This is a genomic window from Hyphomicrobium sp., assembly GCF_003987855.1.
GTDB lineage: Bacteria > Pseudomonadota > Alphaproteobacteria > Rhizobiales > Hyphomicrobiaceae > Hyphomicrobium_B.
In genome coordinates this window covers 69971-89713 of the sequence record NZ_RXIZ01000015.1, presented here as the reverse complement: position 1 = coordinate 89713, position 19743 = coordinate 69971, and the positions used below count along the sequence as shown (strand labels likewise).

At 60.5% G+C, this 19743-nt stretch carries 21 protein-coding genes; 13 read left to right on the top strand and 8 right to left on the bottom strand.

Annotated elements, in window-relative coordinates; translation table 11 throughout:
* Positions 1 to 24: 24 nt before the first annotated feature.
* Both EKK30_RS13385 and EKK30_RS13380 read right to left on the bottom strand, forming a co-directional pair.
* On the bottom strand, positions 25 to 798 hold the full coding sequence (locus tag EKK30_RS13385) for a crotonase/enoyl-CoA hydratase family protein (protein WP_290985950.1): 774 nt from the start codon (positions 796 to 798) through the stop codon (positions 25 to 27).
* Entirely contained in the window at positions 795 to 2564 is a 1770-nt protein-coding gene (locus EKK30_RS13380) for an acyl-CoA dehydrogenase (protein ID WP_290985949.1), read from the bottom strand. The genes EKK30_RS13385 and EKK30_RS13380 overlap by 4 nt, the downstream gene beginning before the upstream one ends.
* Positions 2565 to 2632: 68 nt before the next feature.
* Here EKK30_RS13380 and EKK30_RS13375 point away from each other — a divergent pair, with 68 nt between their 5' ends.
* Positions 2633 to 3607, top strand: a complete 975-nt coding sequence (locus EKK30_RS13375) for an L-threonylcarbamoyladenylate synthase (RefSeq protein ID WP_290985947.1) — start codon at positions 2633 to 2635, stop codon at positions 3605 to 3607.
* A gap of 6 nt (positions 3608 to 3613) precedes the next feature.
* Here the strand turns inward: EKK30_RS13375 and EKK30_RS13370 are convergent, their stop codons facing one another.
* The 3 genes from EKK30_RS13370 to EKK30_RS13360 all read right to left on the bottom strand — a co-directional run bounded on the left by EKK30_RS13370 (position 3614) and on the right by EKK30_RS13360 (position 6573).
* Positions 3614 to 3802, bottom strand: a complete 189-nt coding sequence (locus EKK30_RS13370; protein WP_290985945.1) for a hypothetical protein — start codon at positions 3800 to 3802, stop codon at positions 3614 to 3616.
* 106 nt (positions 3803 to 3908) lie between these two features.
* Entirely contained in the window at positions 3909 to 5663 is a 1755-nt protein-coding gene (locus EKK30_RS13365) for a Clp protease (protein ID WP_290985943.1), read from the bottom strand.
* Positions 5664 to 5817: 154 nt separating this feature from the next.
* Positions 5818 to 6573, bottom strand: coding sequence for an SOS response-associated peptidase (locus EKK30_RS13360; protein WP_290985941.1), 756 nt, complete (start codon positions 6571 to 6573; stop codon positions 5818 to 5820).
* Positions 6574 to 6603: 30 nt separating this feature from the next.
* On the opposite strand from EKK30_RS13360, the gene EKK30_RS13355 reads away from it, so the two are divergent.
* Positions 6604 to 7005 (top strand): TIGR02301 family protein, encoded by a 402-nt coding sequence (locus tag EKK30_RS13355; protein WP_290985940.1) that lies wholly within the window; start codon positions 6604 to 6606, stop codon positions 7003 to 7005.
* 159 nt (positions 7006 to 7164) lie between these two features.
* Positions 7165 to 7410, top strand: a complete 246-nt coding sequence (locus EKK30_RS13350) for a hypothetical protein (protein WP_013948581.1) — start codon at positions 7165 to 7167, stop codon at positions 7408 to 7410.
* 45 nt (positions 7411 to 7455) lie between these two features.
* Here EKK30_RS13350 and EKK30_RS13345 read toward each other — a convergent pair whose 3' ends face one another.
* Complete coding sequence (locus EKK30_RS13345; RefSeq protein WP_290985935.1) at positions 7456 to 8115, bottom strand: LysE family transporter; 660 nt, start codon at positions 8113 to 8115, stop codon at positions 7456 to 7458.
* A 14-nt stretch (positions 8116 to 8129) separates the two neighbouring features.
* Between EKK30_RS13345 and EKK30_RS13340 the strand changes: the two genes are divergently transcribed.
* A complete protein-coding gene (locus tag EKK30_RS13340; RefSeq protein WP_290985933.1) occupies positions 8130 to 8816 on the top strand; it encodes a hypothetical protein in 687 nt (228 codons plus the stop codon).
* 128 nt (positions 8817 to 8944) lie between these two features.
* Positions 8945 to 9691 (top strand): L,D-transpeptidase, encoded by a 747-nt coding sequence (locus EKK30_RS13335; RefSeq protein ID WP_290985931.1) that lies wholly within the window; start codon positions 8945 to 8947, stop codon positions 9689 to 9691.
* A 5-nt stretch (positions 9692 to 9696) separates the two neighbouring features.
* Here the strand turns inward: EKK30_RS13335 and EKK30_RS13330 are convergent, their stop codons facing one another.
* The gene (locus tag EKK30_RS13330; RefSeq protein WP_290985929.1) at positions 9697 to 11031 is read right to left on the bottom strand and encodes a dihydroorotase; all 1335 of its coding nucleotides are present in this window, start codon (positions 11029 to 11031) and stop codon (positions 9697 to 9699) included.
* Between the two features lie 82 nt (positions 11032 to 11113).
* Here EKK30_RS13330 and EKK30_RS13325 point away from each other — a divergent pair, with 82 nt between their 5' ends.
* From EKK30_RS13325 to EKK30_RS13290, 8 genes are all read left to right on the top strand, one after another.
* Positions 11114 to 12004 carry a folate-binding protein gene (locus tag EKK30_RS13325; protein WP_290985927.1) on the top strand — a complete coding sequence of 297 codons (891 nt, stop codon included), beginning with the start codon at positions 11114 to 11116 and terminating at the stop codon, positions 12002 to 12004.
* 2 nt (positions 12005 to 12006) lie between these two features.
* Positions 12007 to 12615: a DNA-3-methyladenine glycosylase I gene (locus tag EKK30_RS13320; protein ID WP_290985926.1), complete on the top strand. Its 609-nt coding sequence runs from the start codon at positions 12007 to 12009 to the stop codon at positions 12613 to 12615.
* A complete protein-coding gene (locus EKK30_RS13315) occupies positions 12612 to 13220 on the top strand; it encodes a hydrolase (protein ID WP_290985924.1) in 609 nt (202 codons plus the stop codon). The genes EKK30_RS13320 and EKK30_RS13315 overlap by 4 nt, the downstream gene beginning before the upstream one ends.
* A gap of 108 nt (positions 13221 to 13328) precedes the next feature.
* A complete protein-coding gene (locus tag EKK30_RS13310; protein WP_290985923.1) occupies positions 13329 to 14381 on the top strand; it encodes an NAD regulator in 1053 nt (350 codons plus the stop codon).
* Positions 14382 to 14566: 185 nt separating this feature from the next.
* Positions 14567 to 15625: a quinolinate synthase NadA gene (nadA, locus tag EKK30_RS13305; protein WP_290985922.1), complete on the top strand. Its 1059-nt coding sequence runs from the start codon at positions 14567 to 14569 to the stop codon at positions 15623 to 15625.
* Positions 15626 to 15672: 47 nt separating this feature from the next.
* Entirely contained in the window at positions 15673 to 17328 is a 1656-nt protein-coding gene (locus EKK30_RS13300) for an L-aspartate oxidase (protein ID WP_290985920.1), read from the top strand.
* 14 nt (positions 17329 to 17342) lie between these two features.
* A complete protein-coding gene (gene nadC / locus EKK30_RS13295) occupies positions 17343 to 18200 on the top strand; it encodes a carboxylating nicotinate-nucleotide diphosphorylase (RefSeq protein ID WP_290985918.1) in 858 nt (285 codons plus the stop codon).
* 100 nt (positions 18201 to 18300) lie between these two features.
* Positions 18301 to 18522, top strand: coding sequence for a hypothetical protein (locus EKK30_RS13290; protein WP_290985917.1), 222 nt, complete (start codon positions 18301 to 18303; stop codon positions 18520 to 18522).
* On the opposite strand, the gene EKK30_RS13285 is transcribed toward EKK30_RS13290, so the two are convergent.
* A partial coding sequence (locus tag EKK30_RS13285) for a putative PEP-binding protein (RefSeq protein ID WP_366927343.1) occupies positions 18519 to 19743 on the bottom strand: 1225 nt, incomplete at its 5' end. The two genes, EKK30_RS13290 and EKK30_RS13285, sit on opposite strands and share 4 nt — an antisense overlap.

Here is a 19743-nt window from a genome sequence, read left to right as displayed (position 1 = left end):
AGCCGCAACCACCAAACGCCCTATCTACTCGGAAGAGGCGAAGTTCGGGGTGCGCTTCTCCAAGAACGCGGTGAATGCCTCAATGGCCTCGGGCGAACGCAATCGCTCACGAAAAGCCGCGATTTCCTCGTCCATGCGCGCCAGGATCTCGGCGGGATCGCCGCGCATCAGCCGGCGAGCGGTCGCCATCGCCTGCGGCGGCTTTTTGGCAAGTCGCCGCGCGGCTTCCACGGCAGTTCCCTCGATGTTGTTGGCTGGGATGACGGCATTCACGAATCCGGCTGCCACTGCATCATCGGCTGAGAGCGGATCGCCAAGGACCAGCATCGCGAATGCGCGCGCGTAGCCCATCCGGCGAGGCATCAACAGGCTCGACGCCGCTTCTGGCACAACTCCGAGATCGAGAAACGGCGTGGCGAACGTTGCATCCGGCGCGGCGTAAACAAGGTCGCAGTGAAAGAGCATGGTCGTGCCGATGCCAATCGCGTTGCCGTCAACGGCGGCGATCAGAGGCTTCTTCAGTGCGGGCAACAATCGAATGAAACGCACCACGTTGTTGTCCAGGCCGCCAGTGCCGCGGGCAGTCGCGAGAAAATCTGCGATGTCATTGCCTGCCGTGAACAACCCGTTCGAGCCGGTTATGATGTGCGCTGCGATAGACGGATCGCTTTCGGCTCGCTCCAGCGCGTCAGATAACGCGGCGTACATCTCCCCCGTCAAAGCGTTCTTCTTCTCGGGCCGGACGATGCGGAGAATCTGCACGCCTTGATCAACTTCGACTGCGATGTTCGGCGTCATGCGAAAACGGCTCCATGCGGATCGACAAGGACCGAATCCGGCCCGAATTGTATGGTGTCCGCCAGCCCGCCACACTCGGTCAGCAGATTTTCGGCGAAGAAGCGTGCGATCGCGACGTGCGGTGATGCGGCGTCTTTGGAGAACGCTCCCTTCGCGAGATAGGCGCCGCCCGCGACAAGGCTCATCAGCCGCAAATAAGGGGTTGCGGATGCTAGCGCCTTCTCCTGATGACCAGGAAGCGACTGCGCCATCCACAAGGTCGCTGACTGTAAGGCGTTCAACGCGTCAGACAATCGTTCTGCCATGTGCCCGAATTCGCTGCGCTTCGCGGCCCGCAAGACGTTGACGATCGATCCGAGTTCACCAAGGAAGCTCGTTACCGCAGCCCCGCCTTCTAGAGTGAGCTTGCGGGTCACAAGATCGATCGCTTGAATGCCGTTGGTGCCTTCGTAGATCGGTAGTATCCGCGCATCACGCAGGAATTGCGCCGCGCCCGCCTCTTCGACGAAGCCCATGCCGCCGTGCACCTGCACGCCCAAAGAGGCCACCTCGTTGGCGACGTCCGTCGCGAATGCTTTGGCCAAGGGCGTCAGCAGGGCCGCGCGATTGCGGGCAATGCTCTGCGCGCTTGCATCCTCGGCGCGATAGGAAATGTCGAGTTCCTTCGCTGTCGCGTAGCAAATCATGCGCGCTGCATGCGTCAGCGATTTCATCGTGAGCAGCATGCGCCGCACGTCAGCGTGTTCGATGATCGGCCGCATTCCGATATCGCCATTGGCCGTGAAGCTCTTGCCTTGGTGCCGTTCCTTCGCATAGGCGACGGCTTTCTGGGTGGCGCGTTCGGCCACTCCAACGCCTTGCGCGCCCACGCCCAACCGGGCCGCATTCATCATCACGAACATAGTCGCAAGGCCGCGATTTTCCTCGCCGACCAAATATCCGACCGCGCCCCCCTTCTCGCCGAACTTCATCACGCAGGTTGGGCTCGCCATGATACCGAGCTTGTGCTCGATACCGGCGCAGATCACGTCATTGCGCGCACCGAGCGTGCCATCCTCGTTGACCAGAAACTTGGGGACGAGAAAAAGAGAAATGCCACGTGTGCCGGCCGGTGCATCCGGCAACCGTGCGAGCACAAGATGAATGATGTTCTCAGCCATCTCGTGTTCGCCCCACGTGATGAAGATCTTTGTTCCCGTGATGCGATAGGTGCCGTCCCCCATGCGCTCGGCACGAGTCGACAGCGGACCGAGATCGGAACCGGCGTGCGGCTCCGTCAAATTCATCGTTCCGGTCCATTGACCGGCTACCATTTTCGGGAGGTACTTCGCTTTCAATGCGTCGCTACCGCCGGCTTCGATGGCGTGAATTGCGCCCTGCGTTAAGAGCGGACACAGCCCAAAGGACACGTTCGCCGCGTTCCAGATTTCGCCAACGGGCGTGGCAACGATTTCAGGGAGGTTCTGGCCACCATAGGCCTCGGCGCAGGGCAGCATGCTCCATCCGCCGTCGACGAACGCCCTATAAGCCTCTTTGAAGCCGGGCGGCGTTGTTACTTTCCCGTCGAGGAGCTTTGAACCAACTCGGTCGCCTAACGCGTTTAAAGGTGCTAGGACCTCGGCGCCGAAGTTACCAGCCTCCTGGATCACGGCAATGACGGTCTCGGAGTCGAGCCCCGGATAGCAATTGCTCGAGGCTAAATCGTTGAGGCCTCCCACGGTTTCGAGGGCAAAGACGATATCGTCTATTGGAGCCTGATAGGTCATGGAGTGTCTCGTGATGTCGTTCCGTCGGCATCTGGACACTATGCCGAACGGAAGCACAAGCAAACCCGATGACACATCAAATGCAGAGCCGGATCGTCCCGGCCAACAGCGAGTGGATCGCCGAAGCGGGACAAATGCTTCGGGGAGGGGCGCTCGTCGCGTTTCCCACCGAAACCGTCTATGGCCTCGGCGCCGATGCGACCAACGGAGAGGCTGTCGCGCGCATTTTCGAGGCCAAAGGGCGACCGGTATTCAATCCCTTGATCGTGCACGTGTTGGGATTGGAGCAGGCCCTCATCATCGGCTCGCTTTCGGCGCTGGCGCGGCGCCTCACGGAAGCATTCTGGCCTGGCCCCCTCACGCTCGTGGCGTCACGCACGGCAAACACCGACATCAGCCCGCTCGTGTCGGCGGGGCTTCCGACAGTCGCGCTACGGGCTCCCGACCATCCGGTTGCGCGCGAGCTTTTGGCCGCCGCGCATCGTCCACTCGCAGCACCCTCTGCAAATCGCTCGGGACATGTGAGCGCAACTCGCGCCGAGCACGTCGCGGCCGATATTGGAGGCAAGGCAGCGCTGATCCTCGATGGCGGCTCGACGATGCATGGCCTCGAGTCGACAGTGTTGAGCGTCATCGATGATGCGCCGGTGCTCCTTCGCCCCGGCGCCATCACTGCCGAAGCGATTGAAGATGTCATCGGAGGTCGCCTTGCACGACGCGAAGAAGCGGTGGGCCACCTCACCTCGCCAGGGCAGCTGGCTAGTCATTACGCGCCGAATGCCCGGCTGCGTCTAAACGCCTACGACTGGCAGCCTGACGAAGCTGTGCTTGCATTCGGACCGGTTGCGGAAAAACGCGCGCACGCGTTCATCAATCTCAGCGAAAGTGGCGATCTGATCGAGGCCGCAGCCAATCTTTTTGCGGCATTGCGCGCGCTAGATGCATCCGGGGCTGCTTCGATCGCCGCGACGCCCGTGCCGCCGACCGGTCTTGGGGAAGCGATCAACGATCGGCTGCGCCGAGCAGCGGCACCGCGCGGATAAGGAAGCCTAGATCGCGCTGATCAGCAGTACGACCTTGTTGATGATGGGTCCAAGGATCGGACTTTGCATGACGAACCCATCGCAGAAGTCACGCGCGGTTTGGACCAAGTGCCCTGTCGATGGGGTCGCCGCGTAAATACCCCCGTAAAGCAACGCCGTAGTCGTTCCATTGACGAGTAGATACCGACGCAACATCACCGCCCCCTACGCGTGCTTAACTCTTCGTTAAGGAAGCACGGGAGCGCGGGCGAGCTCAAGATCTTTCGTTAAGAGTTGGTGAACGCTGCCGGGGAAGCCGAAGTCATGCCTCGGCTTTGCCGACTTCCTGCAGGCGTTGATGTTCGGCATCGATCGCTGCGCGGGCAGAAGGCCAACTTGCGCTCATCCAATCGTCGGTGCCGAAGAGCCAGTACATGAAGCGATGACGACGGTGATAGCGCTCGATGATGAAGCGGTTCATCGCGTCCATGTGGCTGTTCAAAGCACTCAGCGTTTCGGCGGGTATCGCGTTGTTACGATCGAGGGCGCCGAGGCGGTTGAGGATGGATGCGACATCGCCCGCAGATTCCGTTCGCCATTGGTCCATGGAACCCGCGAGCGTGTGCTGGTTTTGATTGACCTTCAGCAACGCTTCATGAACCTCGGTCAGATCGTGTGTGTAGGCCTGGTGTTTCGCCGCTGACGTTTCGATTTCGGCCGCAACTGCACGTTCGGCGGCACCGACGCGTTCCGTCAAATTGGCGATGATGTCGCTCAGTGAGCCAAAGTGCGTGTCGATTTTCCCAGTGAGGCCGTCGAAGTTCGCGGCCAGAGTCTCAAGCCCGCCGGATGAGCCTTCCGTCTGCCCTTCACCGCCCGGCGTGGCAATGGCCTGCCCGATGATGTCCTCCAAGCGGGACAAGCGGTCACCGATATCGACGAAGCCACTCTGATCCCGATTGTTACCAAGAACCGCCTCCTCGATAACGTCGAGGCGATCGGCGATGGGTTTCAAATCGAAAGACAGCCCGCCGTCGACCGACGCCAAGCCGGCGACGCCCTCGGCTGGCAGGGCGCGCTCGCGGATCGAGTTCTCAAGTTCCTGCAGACGGGACGAGAGAATGGCCCACGACTGAGACATCTCCTGCAAACGAAGTTCAAGCCCAGCTTCGATATCGCCCAGCTTGGCGATGAGCGGGGCAGGGTCGCTGATTGATCCGGCGCTCCCGCCGCGTCCGTCGCGAAAGGCTGTTTCCAAGGCGGCGAGACGGTCGAGAAGAAGGCCTTGCGACCGACCTTGATCATCCTGATGGGCAACCGTGTCTCGCGCCAGATCGCGGATCAGTCCCGCGATGGCATGACGCTCGTTCGAAAGATCCTGACCCAGCGCCCGGACCGTTTGTTCCAGCGATTCAATCCGCGAATTCTGCAAGGCATCGGTCGGAGTACCGAGATACTCCTGCCGATATGAGGACCGGGAATACTCGGCGGGATAACGGTACGGGCTCGGCGCATAGCGGGGCTCGGACCGCGTCAGCGGCGGCAACGGCTCGGGAGCGCGGGGCGCAAAGCGCAAGAGCAGGTCGGAGGCTCCGAATTCGCTCCTGTGCTCGAAGAGAACCTGCAAGATGTCCTCGATCGTCACCGCCGCGTTGCGGCGCGAGGCAAATGCAGCCGCATATTTCAAAACATCTGCGACCTCTTCCGATCGCCGGGGCGAGACCGGCCCGCTTCCCGGTACGGCAGGAATATCGCCGGCGATAATAGTCGCCGTCTCTCGTTTCAACGCGAGCACCCGGATGCCGTGGCCTTCGAGCGCGACGGCCGACGCGTCGAGGCGCGTCATGGCATTGAGCAGATGCTCGATCCGCACCTCGCCAGCACGATGGGCTGAGGCGATGTCATAGGCCTGGTTGAAGCAAGCGAGGACGGCATCATCAACGAGCACGGGGCCCTGCTGCATCGAACCGCGCTTGCCATTGGCGGAGACATGATCGCCCGAGGCGACCGCGTCGACGGGCGCGGATCCCCAGGTCTGCGGCGTTCTGAGATCCAAATCCTCGCCGTGATACGCCATGATACTTTCTCCCCTTACTATCCTCGCGCCCTCGCCCGGCTTCCCTCTCGGCGATCGCCCCCGACACGCGTGAGCGGAATGGCTGCAAGCCCCTGCTGAGGTTAGCGCTTATTTGCCCTGGCCGCGAGTGGCATACCCGTATCAGGGGGCAGCCTTATAGCAGGAGCGGAGATGCGGCCGGCTCGTGAATGCCTGGACCTTCGGCTCTCGGATCGTTCACCCGCGACGTCACAGGCATGGCCCGAAGGCTTCCGTCTGGCAACGGCCGCAACAGATCCAGAATATCGTCAAAAGATCCCGACCGGCAGTCGAGCCAACGTTCAAAATCCTGCTTCGCGATGATCACGGGCATCCGGTCGTGCAGATGAGAAACATCCCCGTTCGCGGCGGTCGTCAGAATGCTCATCGTTTCGATTTCGCTGCCGTCGGCGCCGAGCCAGCATTCCCAGATGCCCGCGAGAGCGAAAAGATCATAATCTTTCAAGCAGATCAGATGCGGCTGGCGAGCCGTTTTCTTCCCCGTCCACTCGTAAAATCCGGTCGTTGGAATAAGACAGCGCCGGTGCCGTAGGGCGCCCCGAAAAGCGGGCTTCTCCGCGGCTGTTTCGGCCCGAGCGTTGACCAGCGTCGACCGAAGCGCTCGAGGGTCCCTCACCCACGATGGGATGAGTCCCCATCGCACCAACTGCAGCTCGGGAGAGCCAAGGACATCGTTTCGGGCGATGAGTACGGGTTGCGACGGGGCGATGTTGTAACGCGGCGGGAAATCATCCACGCGCGGTGCATGGAAGAAGGCACGCACCGCCTCGGGGGGAGATGTCAGGCTGTACCTCGTGCACACGCGCGCGCCGTCCTTTTGATGACGTATGAATCCGGAATATAAGCTCTGATGGATTCGGTGCCAGAACATGCTTCAGCGGCATGTTCTCGATGGGGCGAGATGCAAAGTTTGAAACGCTACGGGTGCAATGGTTGGCTGCTGCCACTCAGCCTTCTCCTGGTCATGTCCACGTCTTGGCCGACCTTTGCGGCGCCGGAGGGCAAGCCATACGACGACCGACTGCTTCGGTTGTCGGAGATCCTCGGTGCCATTCACTATCTGCGCGAACTCTGCGGGGCCAACGAGGGTCAATACTGGCGCGACCGGATGCGCGACCTCATGGACGCCGAGGGATCGAGCGCCCTCCGCCGCGCGAAACTGACGCGTGCGTTCAACCAGGGGTATCGGAGCTACAGCCGCACCTATAACACCTGCAGTCCTTCGGCGCAGACGGCGATCACGCGCTTTCTGTCTGAGGGTTCGGAGCTTTCCGAGGGCATGCTGAAGTCTTTCCCAAACTGACGCTTGGGGAAAACTGGCTTAACGGGTGGTGACCATTTCTGCTTGGTTTACTGTGAATAGTGGCAGCTACGACCTATCGCAAAAGAGCATGCTAGTTGAGAATGCACGGGGGCGGTCCCCACAGGACAGCCAAGGGACGAGGGAAGGATTGTAGCCGGTATGCAGTGTTTTGAGGACCTCGACACAAAGAATCCGACGCTGAAGGCGCTCGATCTCATTCTCGCTGCATGGGACGAAGGCGTAGATACGGGCGTGGAGCCGCAGCAGATGGCGTACGCCGCCCTGTTCACAGCGCTCACGGATCTCGTTGCCATTTACGGAGAAGACGCGGTCATCCACCTTACGCGCGGATTGGAGAAACGCGTGGTCGAGGGTGAGTTCACGTTAGCGCGCCGCGACCAGTAACTCATCTATCGCCGAGATATTTGGAGGCGCCAAGAGACCGGCGCCTCAGAAGTGGCCGGCTTTCCAAATGACTTCTGCGATCAGGACGGCGCCAAACAACGCCAGCAGAAGTCCCGCGATGCGATTGACCATATTCAGCATGCGCAGATCAATCCGGTGGCGATAACGGCCAATTAAATTCGACAGCGCAACCCACCACAGCATGCTGCCGCCAGCAATCGCGGCCACCAAGAGCAGCACGTCGACGGTCGAATGAACTTCGACGAATGTGCTGACGCCGCCGAAGACCGCGAACAGCCCCAGGACCGCGCCAGGATTCGTAATGGTCAGGAAAAATGTCTGAGGGATGTCCCAGACGAAATCCTTCAAGCCAGCGCGCGATGCGGCCGGGTCCATCGACAGTTTCGGCTCGCTGAAAAAGAGCCGCAGGCCAAACGCGACCAACGCGATGCCGCCGATCACCTGAATGACCGCCCGGTGCGTCTCGACCACGCCTGAGATCGAACCGACGCCAAGCCCAGCGCACAGCGCAATCAGGGCGTCTCCCGCTACCGATCCGATCCCGGCCGCAACGCCTCCCCAAAATCCGCGTTCTATGGCCCGCTGGATGCAGAGCACGTTGACAGGCCCCACCGGGGCCGCGATGAGCATGCCGACGATCAAACCGATCGGGATTATGAGCGGGTTGGGAATGTAACTCAGCAAGGGGCGGGTGCTCGATGTCGGGGATGGGAATGGACGATGCCGAGCGGCAAGTGAACGTTCTCCACCGCACCATGGGTGAGCAGAACGCGCAACAACAAAAGCGGTTGCCTATTCCCCCGGCGTGGAAAAGACTTCAGCAGTCGCTTCAACCCCCATCAATCGTGAAAATTGCCCTCGTTCTGCTAGTGGTAGTGGCGGCTCGCGGGCTTGTCCATGTTTCATCGGCGCACGGTGATGACGCATATCTTGGCCCGAAGATTCCGCCGCATGTTCTTGACCTTCGTGACGTCATCCTGACCGCCGCGCACTCCGGCAATATCGAGGAGCTGAAGTCGGCTTTCGACGTCAGCGGCTCGGTCCCGGACCTTGGCATCTCGCCGCGTTCCGATCCGATCAAAGCGCTCAAGGATCGTTCGGCCGATCCTAACGGTCGCGATACGCTCGCTGCGCTGGTCCAGGCACTCGAGATGCCACCCGCTGCCCTGCCGCTCGGCAACGACATCGAGAATAATCTGATCTATGTCTGGCCGGGTTTGTCGACACGTCCGCTCGACAAGCTCACGCCTTCAGAGCAGGTCGATCTCTACCGTCTCGTCTCGCCGGAGCTCGCAGCGGACATGCGAGCGAAAAAACGTTGGCTCTGGTGGCGCGTCATCATAGGCGCCGACGGCACATGGACCCTGTTCAGGAAGTCGAATTGAGCGCGTAGTTCGATTTTCGCGCCGCGATCGACTTGCATATCCGCCAATTGCCGCAGAGGGGTGGTCAGCGCCGGAGCTTGACTGTATTCCGCTCGTCACACTTCACGTGAAGAGCGAGGTTTAGTTCAATGGCGCATTTGAGGCTTTTTGCAGCGGTCATGTTGTCGTGTGCACTGGCAGGACCGGCATACGCCTTCCATCCCGCCGATGAAACCTATGGGTATGTCCCGCCGAAAAAGTTCGATCGCGGCCATCGCACGGCGAGCGATGCGGACACGCAATCACTTTTCGGCTGGGGATGGGATAGCCCGCAGAAAAAACGCGACGAATCTGAGGACTCGCGGGCGGGCGACAAGCAGTCCCTGACGGGTGGAGGTCAGCCGCGTATTTCGGCGAAGGCGCCGCCCAAAGTTTCCTTCCGCAGCGGCTATGCTCCGGGATCCATCGTCATCGATACGGCGGGACGTCACCTCTATTACGTGCTCTCTTCCAACGCAGCCTATCGATATCCGATCGCGGTCGGCAAGCAGGGCTTCGCGTGGAGCGGTACGGAGAAAATCTCCAAGAAGGTCGCTTGGCCCGACTGGATTCCGCCGGCGGAGATGCGCGCACGCAAGCCTGAACTTCCCGTGAGAATGTCGGGCGGTGTCCGCAATCCTCTCGGCGCGATGGCTCTCTACCTTGGAAACACGCTTTACCGCATCCACGGGACGAACGACGCCTCGTCGATCGGGACGGCCGCATCATCCGGCTGCATCCGCATGACGAACGCCAACGTCATGCACCTTGCCGGTCTCGCGGACGTCGGGACGACAGTCTACGTGCTGAAGAAGCTGCCAGCTGATCTGTCGCGCGTCGCCGATCGCGACGGCTGACAAGATCAACCGGCGTAGCCTTCGAGGAAAGCGACGGGCTCGCCGTGGGCGGGCCCGATGATTTCTCCCTCCCACATAACCTTGCGGCCGCGGACGAACGTTCCGACCGGCCAGCCCTTCACCTTGACGCCATCATAGGGCGTCCAGCCGGCGAGGCTCTCTATCCAGCGATTGGTGATCGTCTCCGTTCGCTTCAAGTCGATGACCGTCAGATCGGCGTCATAACCGACCGCAATGCGGCCCTTCCCGCGAATGCCGAACAAGCGTTGCGGCCCATGACTCGTGAGATCGACAAAGCGTTGCAGGGACAGACGCCCGGCGTTGACGTGATCGAGCATGATCGGCACGAGGGTTTGAACGCCGGTCATGCCGGAATGCGTGTCCGGATAGACGTGGTCCTTCTCTTCGCGCGTGTGGGGGGCGTGATCGGAACCCAGCACGTCGACGACACCGGACTGAAGTGCCGCCCAAATCGCCGAGCGATGGCGCGCATCACGAACGGGTGGGTTCATCTGGACGTACGCGCCCAGACGCTCGTAGCAATCCGGAGCCTCTAGCGTAAGATGATGAGGCGTGACTTCAACAGTCGCATATTGCTTGTGATCTTTGAGGAACTCCATCTCCTCGGCCGTCGAGATGTGGAGCACGTGGACGCGCTTGCCATGCTTCTCCGCAAGATCAACCAGTTTCTTCGTGGCGATGAGGGCCGCTTCCGGATCGCGCCATTCGGGGTGCGATGACGGATCGCCCTTGCGCCGCAGATGCATCCGGGATTTGAGGCGCGCTTCGTCTTCGGCATGAAAAGACGCACGCCGTGAAATCGTTGCGATGATCTTGTCCAGCGACACCTCGTCATCGACCAGCAAGTCGCCGGTCGAAGATCCCATGAAAACCTTGATGCCAGCGGAACCTTCGAGCTTCTCCAAACGGGGGATATCGGTGACGTTTTCTCGCGTGCCGCCAACGAAGAATGCGAAGTCACAGAACATGCGGTGACGCGCGCGGCCGACCTTGTCCGCCAGCATTTCGGCACTGGTGGTCAGCGGCTTGGTGTTGGGCATCTCAAAAACGGCCGTGACACCTCCGGCTACGGCGGCGCGGCTGCCCGTCTCCAAATTTTCCTTGTGCTCGAGACCGGGCTCGCGGAAGTGGACCTGAGTGTCCATTACGCCGGGCAGAATATGCAGGCCGTCCGCCTCGATAATTTCAGGCGCGGAGGCTTCCCTTAGATCGCCCAAAGCTGCGATGCGTCCGCCAGATACCGCGATATCGCGGACGATCTTGCCATCATGGTTGACGACGGTCGCGCCACGGATCACGAGGTCGAACGTCTGCGCCATGTACCGACACTCCCTGGGCTTGCCATCGCATTGAACCCCGCATACGTAACTCTCTCCTCCTTTGCAACCGAGGCGTGAGCGCATGTCTGCTGCAAACATCGCGCGACTTCAGAATCGCGGCGTCGTCAGCGTGACCGGACAGGACAGCGAAAAGCTGCTTCAGGGGCTCGTGACGAACGATATCGAATGCCTCGCCAAGGGGGAAGCCCGGCACGCGGGGTTGCTATCGCCGCAAGGGAAGATCCTGTTCGACTTCTTCGTCGTGAAGCACGGGGCGGGCTATCTGCTTGTCATCGCACGGACCAAGGCGGCGGAACTCGTCAAGCGGCTGACCATGTATAAATTGCGCGCGGACGTCGCGCTGGCCGATGTCTCGGATGCGTTCGAGGTGTCTGCGGTATGGGGGGCGGACGCAGACGTCTCAGGAGAGGGCAACGTCGTCGCGTTTAGGGATCCTCGCCATCCTTCGATGGGTCTAGTGCTTTTGTCCAATGCGGCCGTCGAGGAGCGACGCGCCGAGGCCGCGGATGATTCGGTCAACGACTATGATGCGCACCGTGTGGAGCTCGGCGTACCGGAAGGCGGGAAGGATTACGAATTTGGCGATGCGTATCCGCACGAAGCCAATTTCGATCTGCTCCACGGCGTATCATTTTCGAAAGGGTGCTACGTCGGCCAGGAGATCGTCGCGCGGATGCAAAACAAGACCGTTGTTCGGAAGCGTGCCGTGAAGATTTCCGGCGACGCTCCTCTCACTTCCGGGTCTGACATTCTTCTCGGAGATATTCCGGTTGGTCGGATCGGTACCATTGCCGGAAATAGAGCTCTCGCGATGCTGCGTCTCGATCGTGCCGTCGAAGCCGAGCAGAAAAATCTTCCTCTAACCGCAGACGGCATTCTCGTGACGGCGGATCACGAAGCCATTGATCGCTATCGCGCCTCCGCCGCACGGGTTCAAACCATTCTCCCATAGACATGACAGCCGCAAAGACCATCACACGCTGCACCTGGGCGGGCTCCGACGCAGACTACATCCGCTATCACGATGAAGAATGGGGTGTGCCGATGACCGACGATCGCGCCCTATTCGAAAAGCTGACGCTCGAAGGCTTCCAGGCTGGACTCTCGTGGATTACGATACTGCGCAAGCGCGAAAACTTTCGACAAGCGTTTCACAACTTCGATGCCGAGCGAATTGCGCGATACTCCGCGCGCGACATCGAACGCCTCATGAATAATGAAGGTATCATTCGCAATCGCGCAAAGATCGAAGCGGCGATTTCCAACGCGAAGGCTTATCTCGCCATTCGCGAGCGCGTGCCATTTGCCCAGTATTTATGGGGTTTTCTCGATGGCAGACCGGTTATCAATGCCGTAGAATCCTCAAAAGAAATCCTAACCGAGACAGATGCGTCCAAGAGCATCAGCAAGGGCCTGAAGGCTGATGGATTTCGCTTCGTTGGATCAACGACGCTCTATGCCTTCATGCAGTCGACCGGGATGGTGAATGATCACCTCGTTTCCTGCTTTCGTCACGCGCCATGCGCGAAACTTCAAAAGAAACTAAAAATCGCCGGGCTATGACTCAATCAAAGAATCCTTCTGCGCGCGCTTGGCAGCGCATGCTGTCGGGCCGCCGCCTAGACCTGCTCTCTCCCGATCCGAAAGACATCGAGATTGAAGACATCGCGCATGGACTGGCGCGTGTGGCGCGATGGAATGGACAGACCAAAGGCGAGCACGCATTTTCAGTGGCGCAACATTGTCTCGTCGTAACCGACATCGTTGCTGCGCTTCATCCCGAATTCTCCGCGAACGAATTGCTCGCAGCATTGCTGCACGATGCGCCGGAGTATGTCATCGGCGATCTGATCAGTCCTTTCAAAACGGCGATCGGCCTGGACTACAAGGCGTTCGAGCTCAAGCTCCTCCATGCGATCTATTGCCGGTTTCATATCCGCGAACTAAGCGTTGTCGCATCGGCTGCGATCAAGGAGGCGGACACGATCGCGGCGTACTACGAGGCGACCGGCCTTGCCGGTTTTACATCGTCAGAGGCGGAACGTTTTTTCGGCAATCCGCATTTACCCAGGGAACTTCATAGCGTCCTGGCCGTACTACAGCCTGCGTCGGTTCACGACGCCCAAGAACTCTTCATTGCTAGGTTCGCGGAATTGTCGCCGCGCTGACAATCAGGCGTTTTTGGGGCTGTTTCGCGGTTTTCGGCCAGAGCGTTATCTGAAAATCGCCATGATCGGCGAATAGCTCGCCTCATGGGGAGCACGGGGAAGATACACATGAACATGGAACTTTCAGGCCGGAGAAAGCCGACGCCCGATAGGTCTCAACGAGCTCCTGATGACGAGCACGATTTTGAGCCTCATGTCGGCATAGGCCTCAATGCGGCGATCGTCGCCGTGTCTGACAACGAGCCTGTCGCGCTTGTCGTTCGTGGCGAGCCCGATAGCATTGGTGCCACAGATGTGTTGCCGTACGGACCCTTCAATCCGCGCGAGCATCGTACGCTCGAAAGCGGATTGAGGTCTTGGGTCCAGGATCAAACTGGCCTTGAACTCGGCTATGCCGAGCAGCTGTATACATTCGCTGATCGCGGCCGGCACACGGATACGAACGACGTGTCTCCGCATGTCGTTTCGATTGGCTATTTGGCTTTGACGCAGGCTGTCGGACATCATGGGCTGACGAACGGCCTGTGGCGTAGCTGGTACCAATACTTCCCGTGGGAAGATTGGCGCCGAGGCCGGCCGGAGATCATCTCGCGTGAGATCGAGCCGCGCCTCAAGGCTTGGGCCGAAAGGTCTGCGGGTACCAATGGCACGCATTCAATCGCTCGCGCAGATCGCGCGCGCATTTGTTTCGGCCTTGATGGTACGGCCTGGGACGAAGAAAAAGTTCTCGAGCGTTTCGAACTTCTCTACGAAGCGGGCCTCGCGGATGAAGCAGCCCGCGACGGCCGGCAAGCCGCTCGCGAATGGACCGATCGGCCGAAGCTTGGCCTTCCCATGCAGGCGGACCATCGGCGCATTCTCGCTACGGCGATCAGCCGTACGCGCGCCAAGATCAAATATCGTCCGGTGGTGTTCGAGTTGATGCCGGACGAATTCACGCTTTACGAGCTGCAGAAAACCGTGGAGGCCATCCTTGGTCCTCACCTGCACAAGCAGAACTTCCGTCGTTTGGTCGAAGGCGCGGGCCTTGTCGAGCCAACGGGCGATGTGAAGACACGGACCGGCGGACGTCCAGCCAAGCTGTTCCGCTTCAGGAAGGAAGTGCTGCTCGAGCGCCCTGCTCCTGGTGTGAGAGTTTCAGCACCGCCGAGCCGCGCCTAAAAGCGACGCAAAGAATATTCCAGGGTGGGGACCGCCACCCTGGAAATTCGCGACCAAGTCTATTAAGTTAAAGCAGTTCAAGAGTGCTCACATCGAGCATTCTTGAGTACGGGTTGGATGGCGAGGTCGCCGCCGCATTTCGTAAGCTAAATATGCTCCAATGGAGCATATCAGGAGGCAGGCAGATGGTTTCAACAGCTTCGACTTTGGCTCCCGCACCGAAGGCGCGCGCCGAGGCCAAGGCACCTCTTGCCTATGCGTGGTCGCCGGCTCTGGAAAAGGAGATGGCGCCGCTTTACGCGCGGGTGAAGAACGTCATTACGCCCATGGAGTGGCCGTACTACGCGCCACTCATCAAGTCGATCAACGAGCTGAAGGCGCAACGTGACGCCGTCATTCTCGCGCACAACTACATGACGCCTGAGATCTTCCACTGCGTCTCGGATTTTCGCGGCGACTCGCTGCAACTCGCAAAGGAAGCGGCGCGCGTCGATGCAAAAGTGATTGTGCAGGCTGGTGTGCACTTCATGGCGGAGACCTCGAAGCTGCTCTCCCCAGAAAAAACCGTCCTCATACCTGATATGCGCGCAGGGTGTTCCTTGGCGTCTTCCATCACGCCTGAGGACGTCCGGATGCTTCGCGAGGCGTACCCCGGCGTACCGATCGTTACCTACGTCAACACCTCGGCCGCGGTGAAGGCCGAATGCGATATCACGTGCACGTCGGCCAATGCGGTGAAGGTCGTCGAAAGCCTCGGCGCGCCGCGGGTGCTCTGCATTCCCGATCAGTATCTCGCAAAATGGGTTCAGTCTCAGACGAAGGTCGAGGTGATCGCCTGGAAGGGCGCCTGCGAAGTGCACGAGCGATTCACGGGCGAAGAACTCGAGCGCATGCGTGCCGACGAACCCGGCCTCAAGATAATCGCGCACCCTGAGTGCCCGCCTGATGTCATCGCCGCGGCGGACTTCACCGGATCCACGTCCGGCATGATCAAGTGGGTAAAGGACTCGCATCCGCGCAAAGTCATGCTCGTCACGGAATGCTCGATGGCGTCCAACGTTGCGGTGGAAGCGCCGGACGTCGAATTTATCCGTCCGTGCAATCTCTGCCCGCACATGAAGCGCATCAGCTTGGAAAATATTTACGACAGCCTCGTACATTTGCGCCACGAGGTCACTGTGGATCCCGACGTCGCCGTGCGTGCGCGCCGCGCTGTCGAGCGCATGGTCAATCTAACGAATTGAGCAACGCAACAGGCGCCGGGTCTACATCGCCCCAGGAGGGCAGTCATATGGCCGCACAAAAGAAGCGCTATCTCACCAAGTCGTTCGAAGGCTTCACAGGCGAGCCTGGTCCTGGCGACGTCGTCATCATAGGCGCCGGGCTCGCCGGCCTGTTCACCGCGCTGAAACTCGCGCCGTTTCCCGTGACGGTTATCGCTGCGGCGCCGCTCGGCGAGGGCGCGTCGAGCATGTGGGCGCAGGGCGGCATCGCGGCGGCGGTCGGCGAAGGCGATAGCACGGCCAAGCACGCGGCGGACACGATCGAAGCCGGCGCAGGGATTGTCGACGTCGACGTGGCTCGACTCGTTGCGGACGAAGGACCAGATCGCATTCGCGACCTTCTCGAGTACGGCGTGCCGTTCGATCGCGATCTGGAGGGCCACTACGTTCTTTCGAAGGAAGCGGCGCATTCCGAGAAGCGCGTGGTTCGTGTCTCTGGCGATAAGGCGGGTGCAGCGATCATGCAGGCCCTTATCGCGGCTGTTCGCTCGACCCCATCAATCCGCGTGCTAGAGGGCTATGAAGCCGACGATCTCATCGTTGCGAACGAGCGTGTGGAAGGCGTCAGGCTGATCCGTCCGACGGCGCTTGGTAATGGTCGCTACGCATTCGTTCCGGCCTCCGCGGTCATCTTGGCGACAGGCGGCGTTGGCGCTCTCTTCGCTTTGACGACGAATCCCTCCTACGCAAAGGGTGAAGCGCTCGCGATGGCGGCCCGCGCCGGCGCCGTCATCGCCGACCCAGAATTCGTGCAATTCCATCCGACCGCAATCGATGCCGGTATTGACCCGGCGCCTCTTGCTACGGAAGCGCTTCGCGGCGAAGGCGCCACTCTCGTCAACTCCGATGGTGAGCGCTTCATGCTCGCGATAGATCCGCGAGGCGAACTTGCTCCTCGCGACGTGGTCGCGCGCGCCGTGTACAGTGAGCTGAGCGCTGGACGTGGCGTGTTCCTCGATTGCCGCACCGCCATCGGCGCGCACTTCGCACAAGAATTCCCGACAGTTTGGGGCCACTGCCAGCGCGCTGGCATCGATCCCGCAAAAGATCTCATCCCGGTCGCCCCTGCCGAGCACTATCACATGGGCGGCATCGCCACCGATGTACGGGGCCGGACAAGCGTCACCGGGCTTTGGGCGGTCGGCGAAGTTGCATCCACCGGTTTGCATGGCGCAAACAGGCTCGCCTCGAATTCGCTGTTGGAAGCCGTTGTATTCGGAGCCCGCGTCGCCAACGATATTCGAAATATGCTGCCGCTGGACCGGGTCGGACACTTTGTGGTTCCGCATCGTATTCCGGGGAGCGGACGCGCAGCCGATACGGCTTCTCGCCTCCATTCGTTGAACACCCTTCGCTCCGTCATGACGAAGTACGTCGGGGTGCAACGATCGGGCAAAGGTTTGCGGAAGGCGCTTGCGGAACTCGCCGCCTTGAGTGCGTCCACTTCCAATGATCGTGTACTTTCGAACATGCTGCTAGCGGCGAGATTGATCACCGCGGCTGCGCTCCTGCGCAAGGAAAGCCGCGGCGGCCATTATCGCACCGATTATCCTAAAACAGATCCGTCGCTCGCCCGCCGCACCTTCATTACGCTTGCCGATCTCGAGGCTACCGAGAAGGTTTCCCTAGCTCGTAGCGAGACGGCAGTTGCCGTCTATCCCTAGTGCAATTCGAAGCAATGACCCTCCCAAACACCCTCGTACTCGCCGCCGTTCGCAGCGCGCTCGCGGAAGATCTCGGTCTTAGCGGAGACATAACGACCGAAGCGACGATCGCCTCCGACGCGCGCTCGGAAGCCCTTGTCGTTGCGCGCCAACCGGGCGTGGTTTCAGGTCTCGCGCTTGCGGAAGCGGCGTTTCGCGAGCTCGATCCAAGCTGCTCGTTTGAAGTTGCGATCGATGATGGAGAACCGGTGTTTGGCGGCGCCACCGCTGCGCGCATCAGCGGAAATGCCCGCGCAATTTTGAGCGCGGAGCGTGTCGCGCTCAACTTTATGGGACGGATGTGCGGGATCGCCACGCTGACGCGGCGCTACGTCGACACTGTCGCGGGAACGCGTGCAAAGATCGTCGATACACGCAAGACGACGCCCGGATTGCGGGTGTTTGAGAAATATGCGGTGCGATGCGGAGGCGGCTACAATCATCGCTTCGGGTTGTTCGACGCCATTCTGATCAAAGACAATCACATCGTCGCTTCGGGAGGCATTGCCGAGGCGATCACGGCGGCCAAGGCAGCCGCCGGCCACATGACCAAAATCGAGGTCGAGGTCGATACGCTCGCTCAGCTCGAAATCGTCTTACACGCGAAGGTAGACTGCGTGCTCCTCGACAACATGCGACCTGCCGACCTGCGCAAGGCCGTGACGATGGTCGGCGGTCGCTTCCTGACCGAAGCCTCCGGCGGCGTTAACCTCGATACCGTCAGGGAAATCGCCGAGACTGGCGTAGATCTCATTTCGGTTGGCGCGCTCACCCACTCCGCACCCGTCCTCGATCTCGGACTCGATTTCGTCACACAGCCGAAAAAGAGTTAAGCCAGCACTGCTTGAATTTGCCATAGTCGGCTCGCATCTGGCGGTCTGTGGTAGGAATCTGAGTCTCTTGCCCATTCGGAGGGTCGGGATTTTCATGGCGATGCAGTGGATCGTGCTATGGGGCGCTACCGCCATCGCGGCGTCAATTGTCGCGGCCGTGCTGGCGGGCGTCAAAAACCGTGACTATTCCTACTGGATGGCGTGGAGCTTCCTGGTGCCCCCATTCGTGATTTGGCTGCTGCTCCTGCCCCGGATCAAGGGACCGCGGCCCCGGCAACCAACGCTCGACGAAATCGACCGCCGAGAAAACGGACCGCATTAGGATCGCTTCTGCTCGCGCTGTTTTCTGCGGACCACGGCCTGCGCCGCCGACAAGCGGGCGATCGGCACGCGATAGGGCGAGCAGGAGATGTAATCGAGATCGACCGTCTCAAAAAAGTAGATCGATCGCGGGTCGCCGCCGTGTTCGCCGCAAATTCCTGTTTTTAGCGTGGGCTTTACCGAGCGGCCGCGTTCAACCCCAATCTTCACCAATTCACCGACGCCAGGCTGATCGATCGAAACGAACGGGTCGGTGGTAATGACTTCGTGCTCCAGGTAATTGGATAAGATCGGGGCAGCATCATCGCGGGACAACCCGAGTACCGTCTGGGTCATGTCGTTCGTTCCGAACGAGAAGAAGTCGGCGCCGTCGGAGCCCGCTGCGATGTCGGCCGCGCGTAATGCGGCTCGGGGCAGCTCGATCATCGTTCCGACGTCGTAGGCAACGGTGACGCCCGTCTCCGCCTCCACTGCCTTTGCCGTTTCCGTGATGACATCGCGCAGGATGTCGAATTCCCGTCGATAGGCGATGAACGGGATCATAATTTCGGGATGCACCGCTTCTCCCGTCTTGCGCTGCGCATTCACAGCTGCCTCAAAGATAGCGCGCGTCTGCATACGGGTAATTTCAGGGAACTTGATACCGAGCCGGCATCCGCGAAAGCCGAGCATAGGATTGAATTCCTCGAGCTCTGCCACGCGCGCCTTGAGACGCATGAGATCCATTCCCAACGCCGCAGCCACCTGTGCCGCCTCACGATCCTCGTGCGGCAGGAACTCATGCAAGGGCGGATCGAGCAGACGGATCGTTACCGGCAAGCCAGCCATAATCTCGAACAACTCTTCGAAGTCTTCTCGCTGGACGGGAAGAAGCTTGTCGAGCGCCTGCTGACGTCCCTCCTCGTCTTCCGCGCAAATCATCTCGCGTACGGCGAGGATGCGCTTTTCCTCGAAGAACATGTGCTCGGTCCGGCAAAGACCAATACCCTCCGCCCCGAAGGAACGCGCTTGGCGGGCGTCTCGCGGCGTATCGGCGTTGGTACGCACCTTCATGCGACGCGTCTTGTCGGCCCATTCCATCACGGTCGCGAATGTTCCTGAAAGCTGGGGCGGCAGCATCTTAGCTTTGCCGGCGTAGACGCGGCCGGAGCCGCCGTCGATCGAGATGATGTCGCCCGACTTGAACGTACGCGTACCCGCGCGCATGGTGCCGGCATTGGCG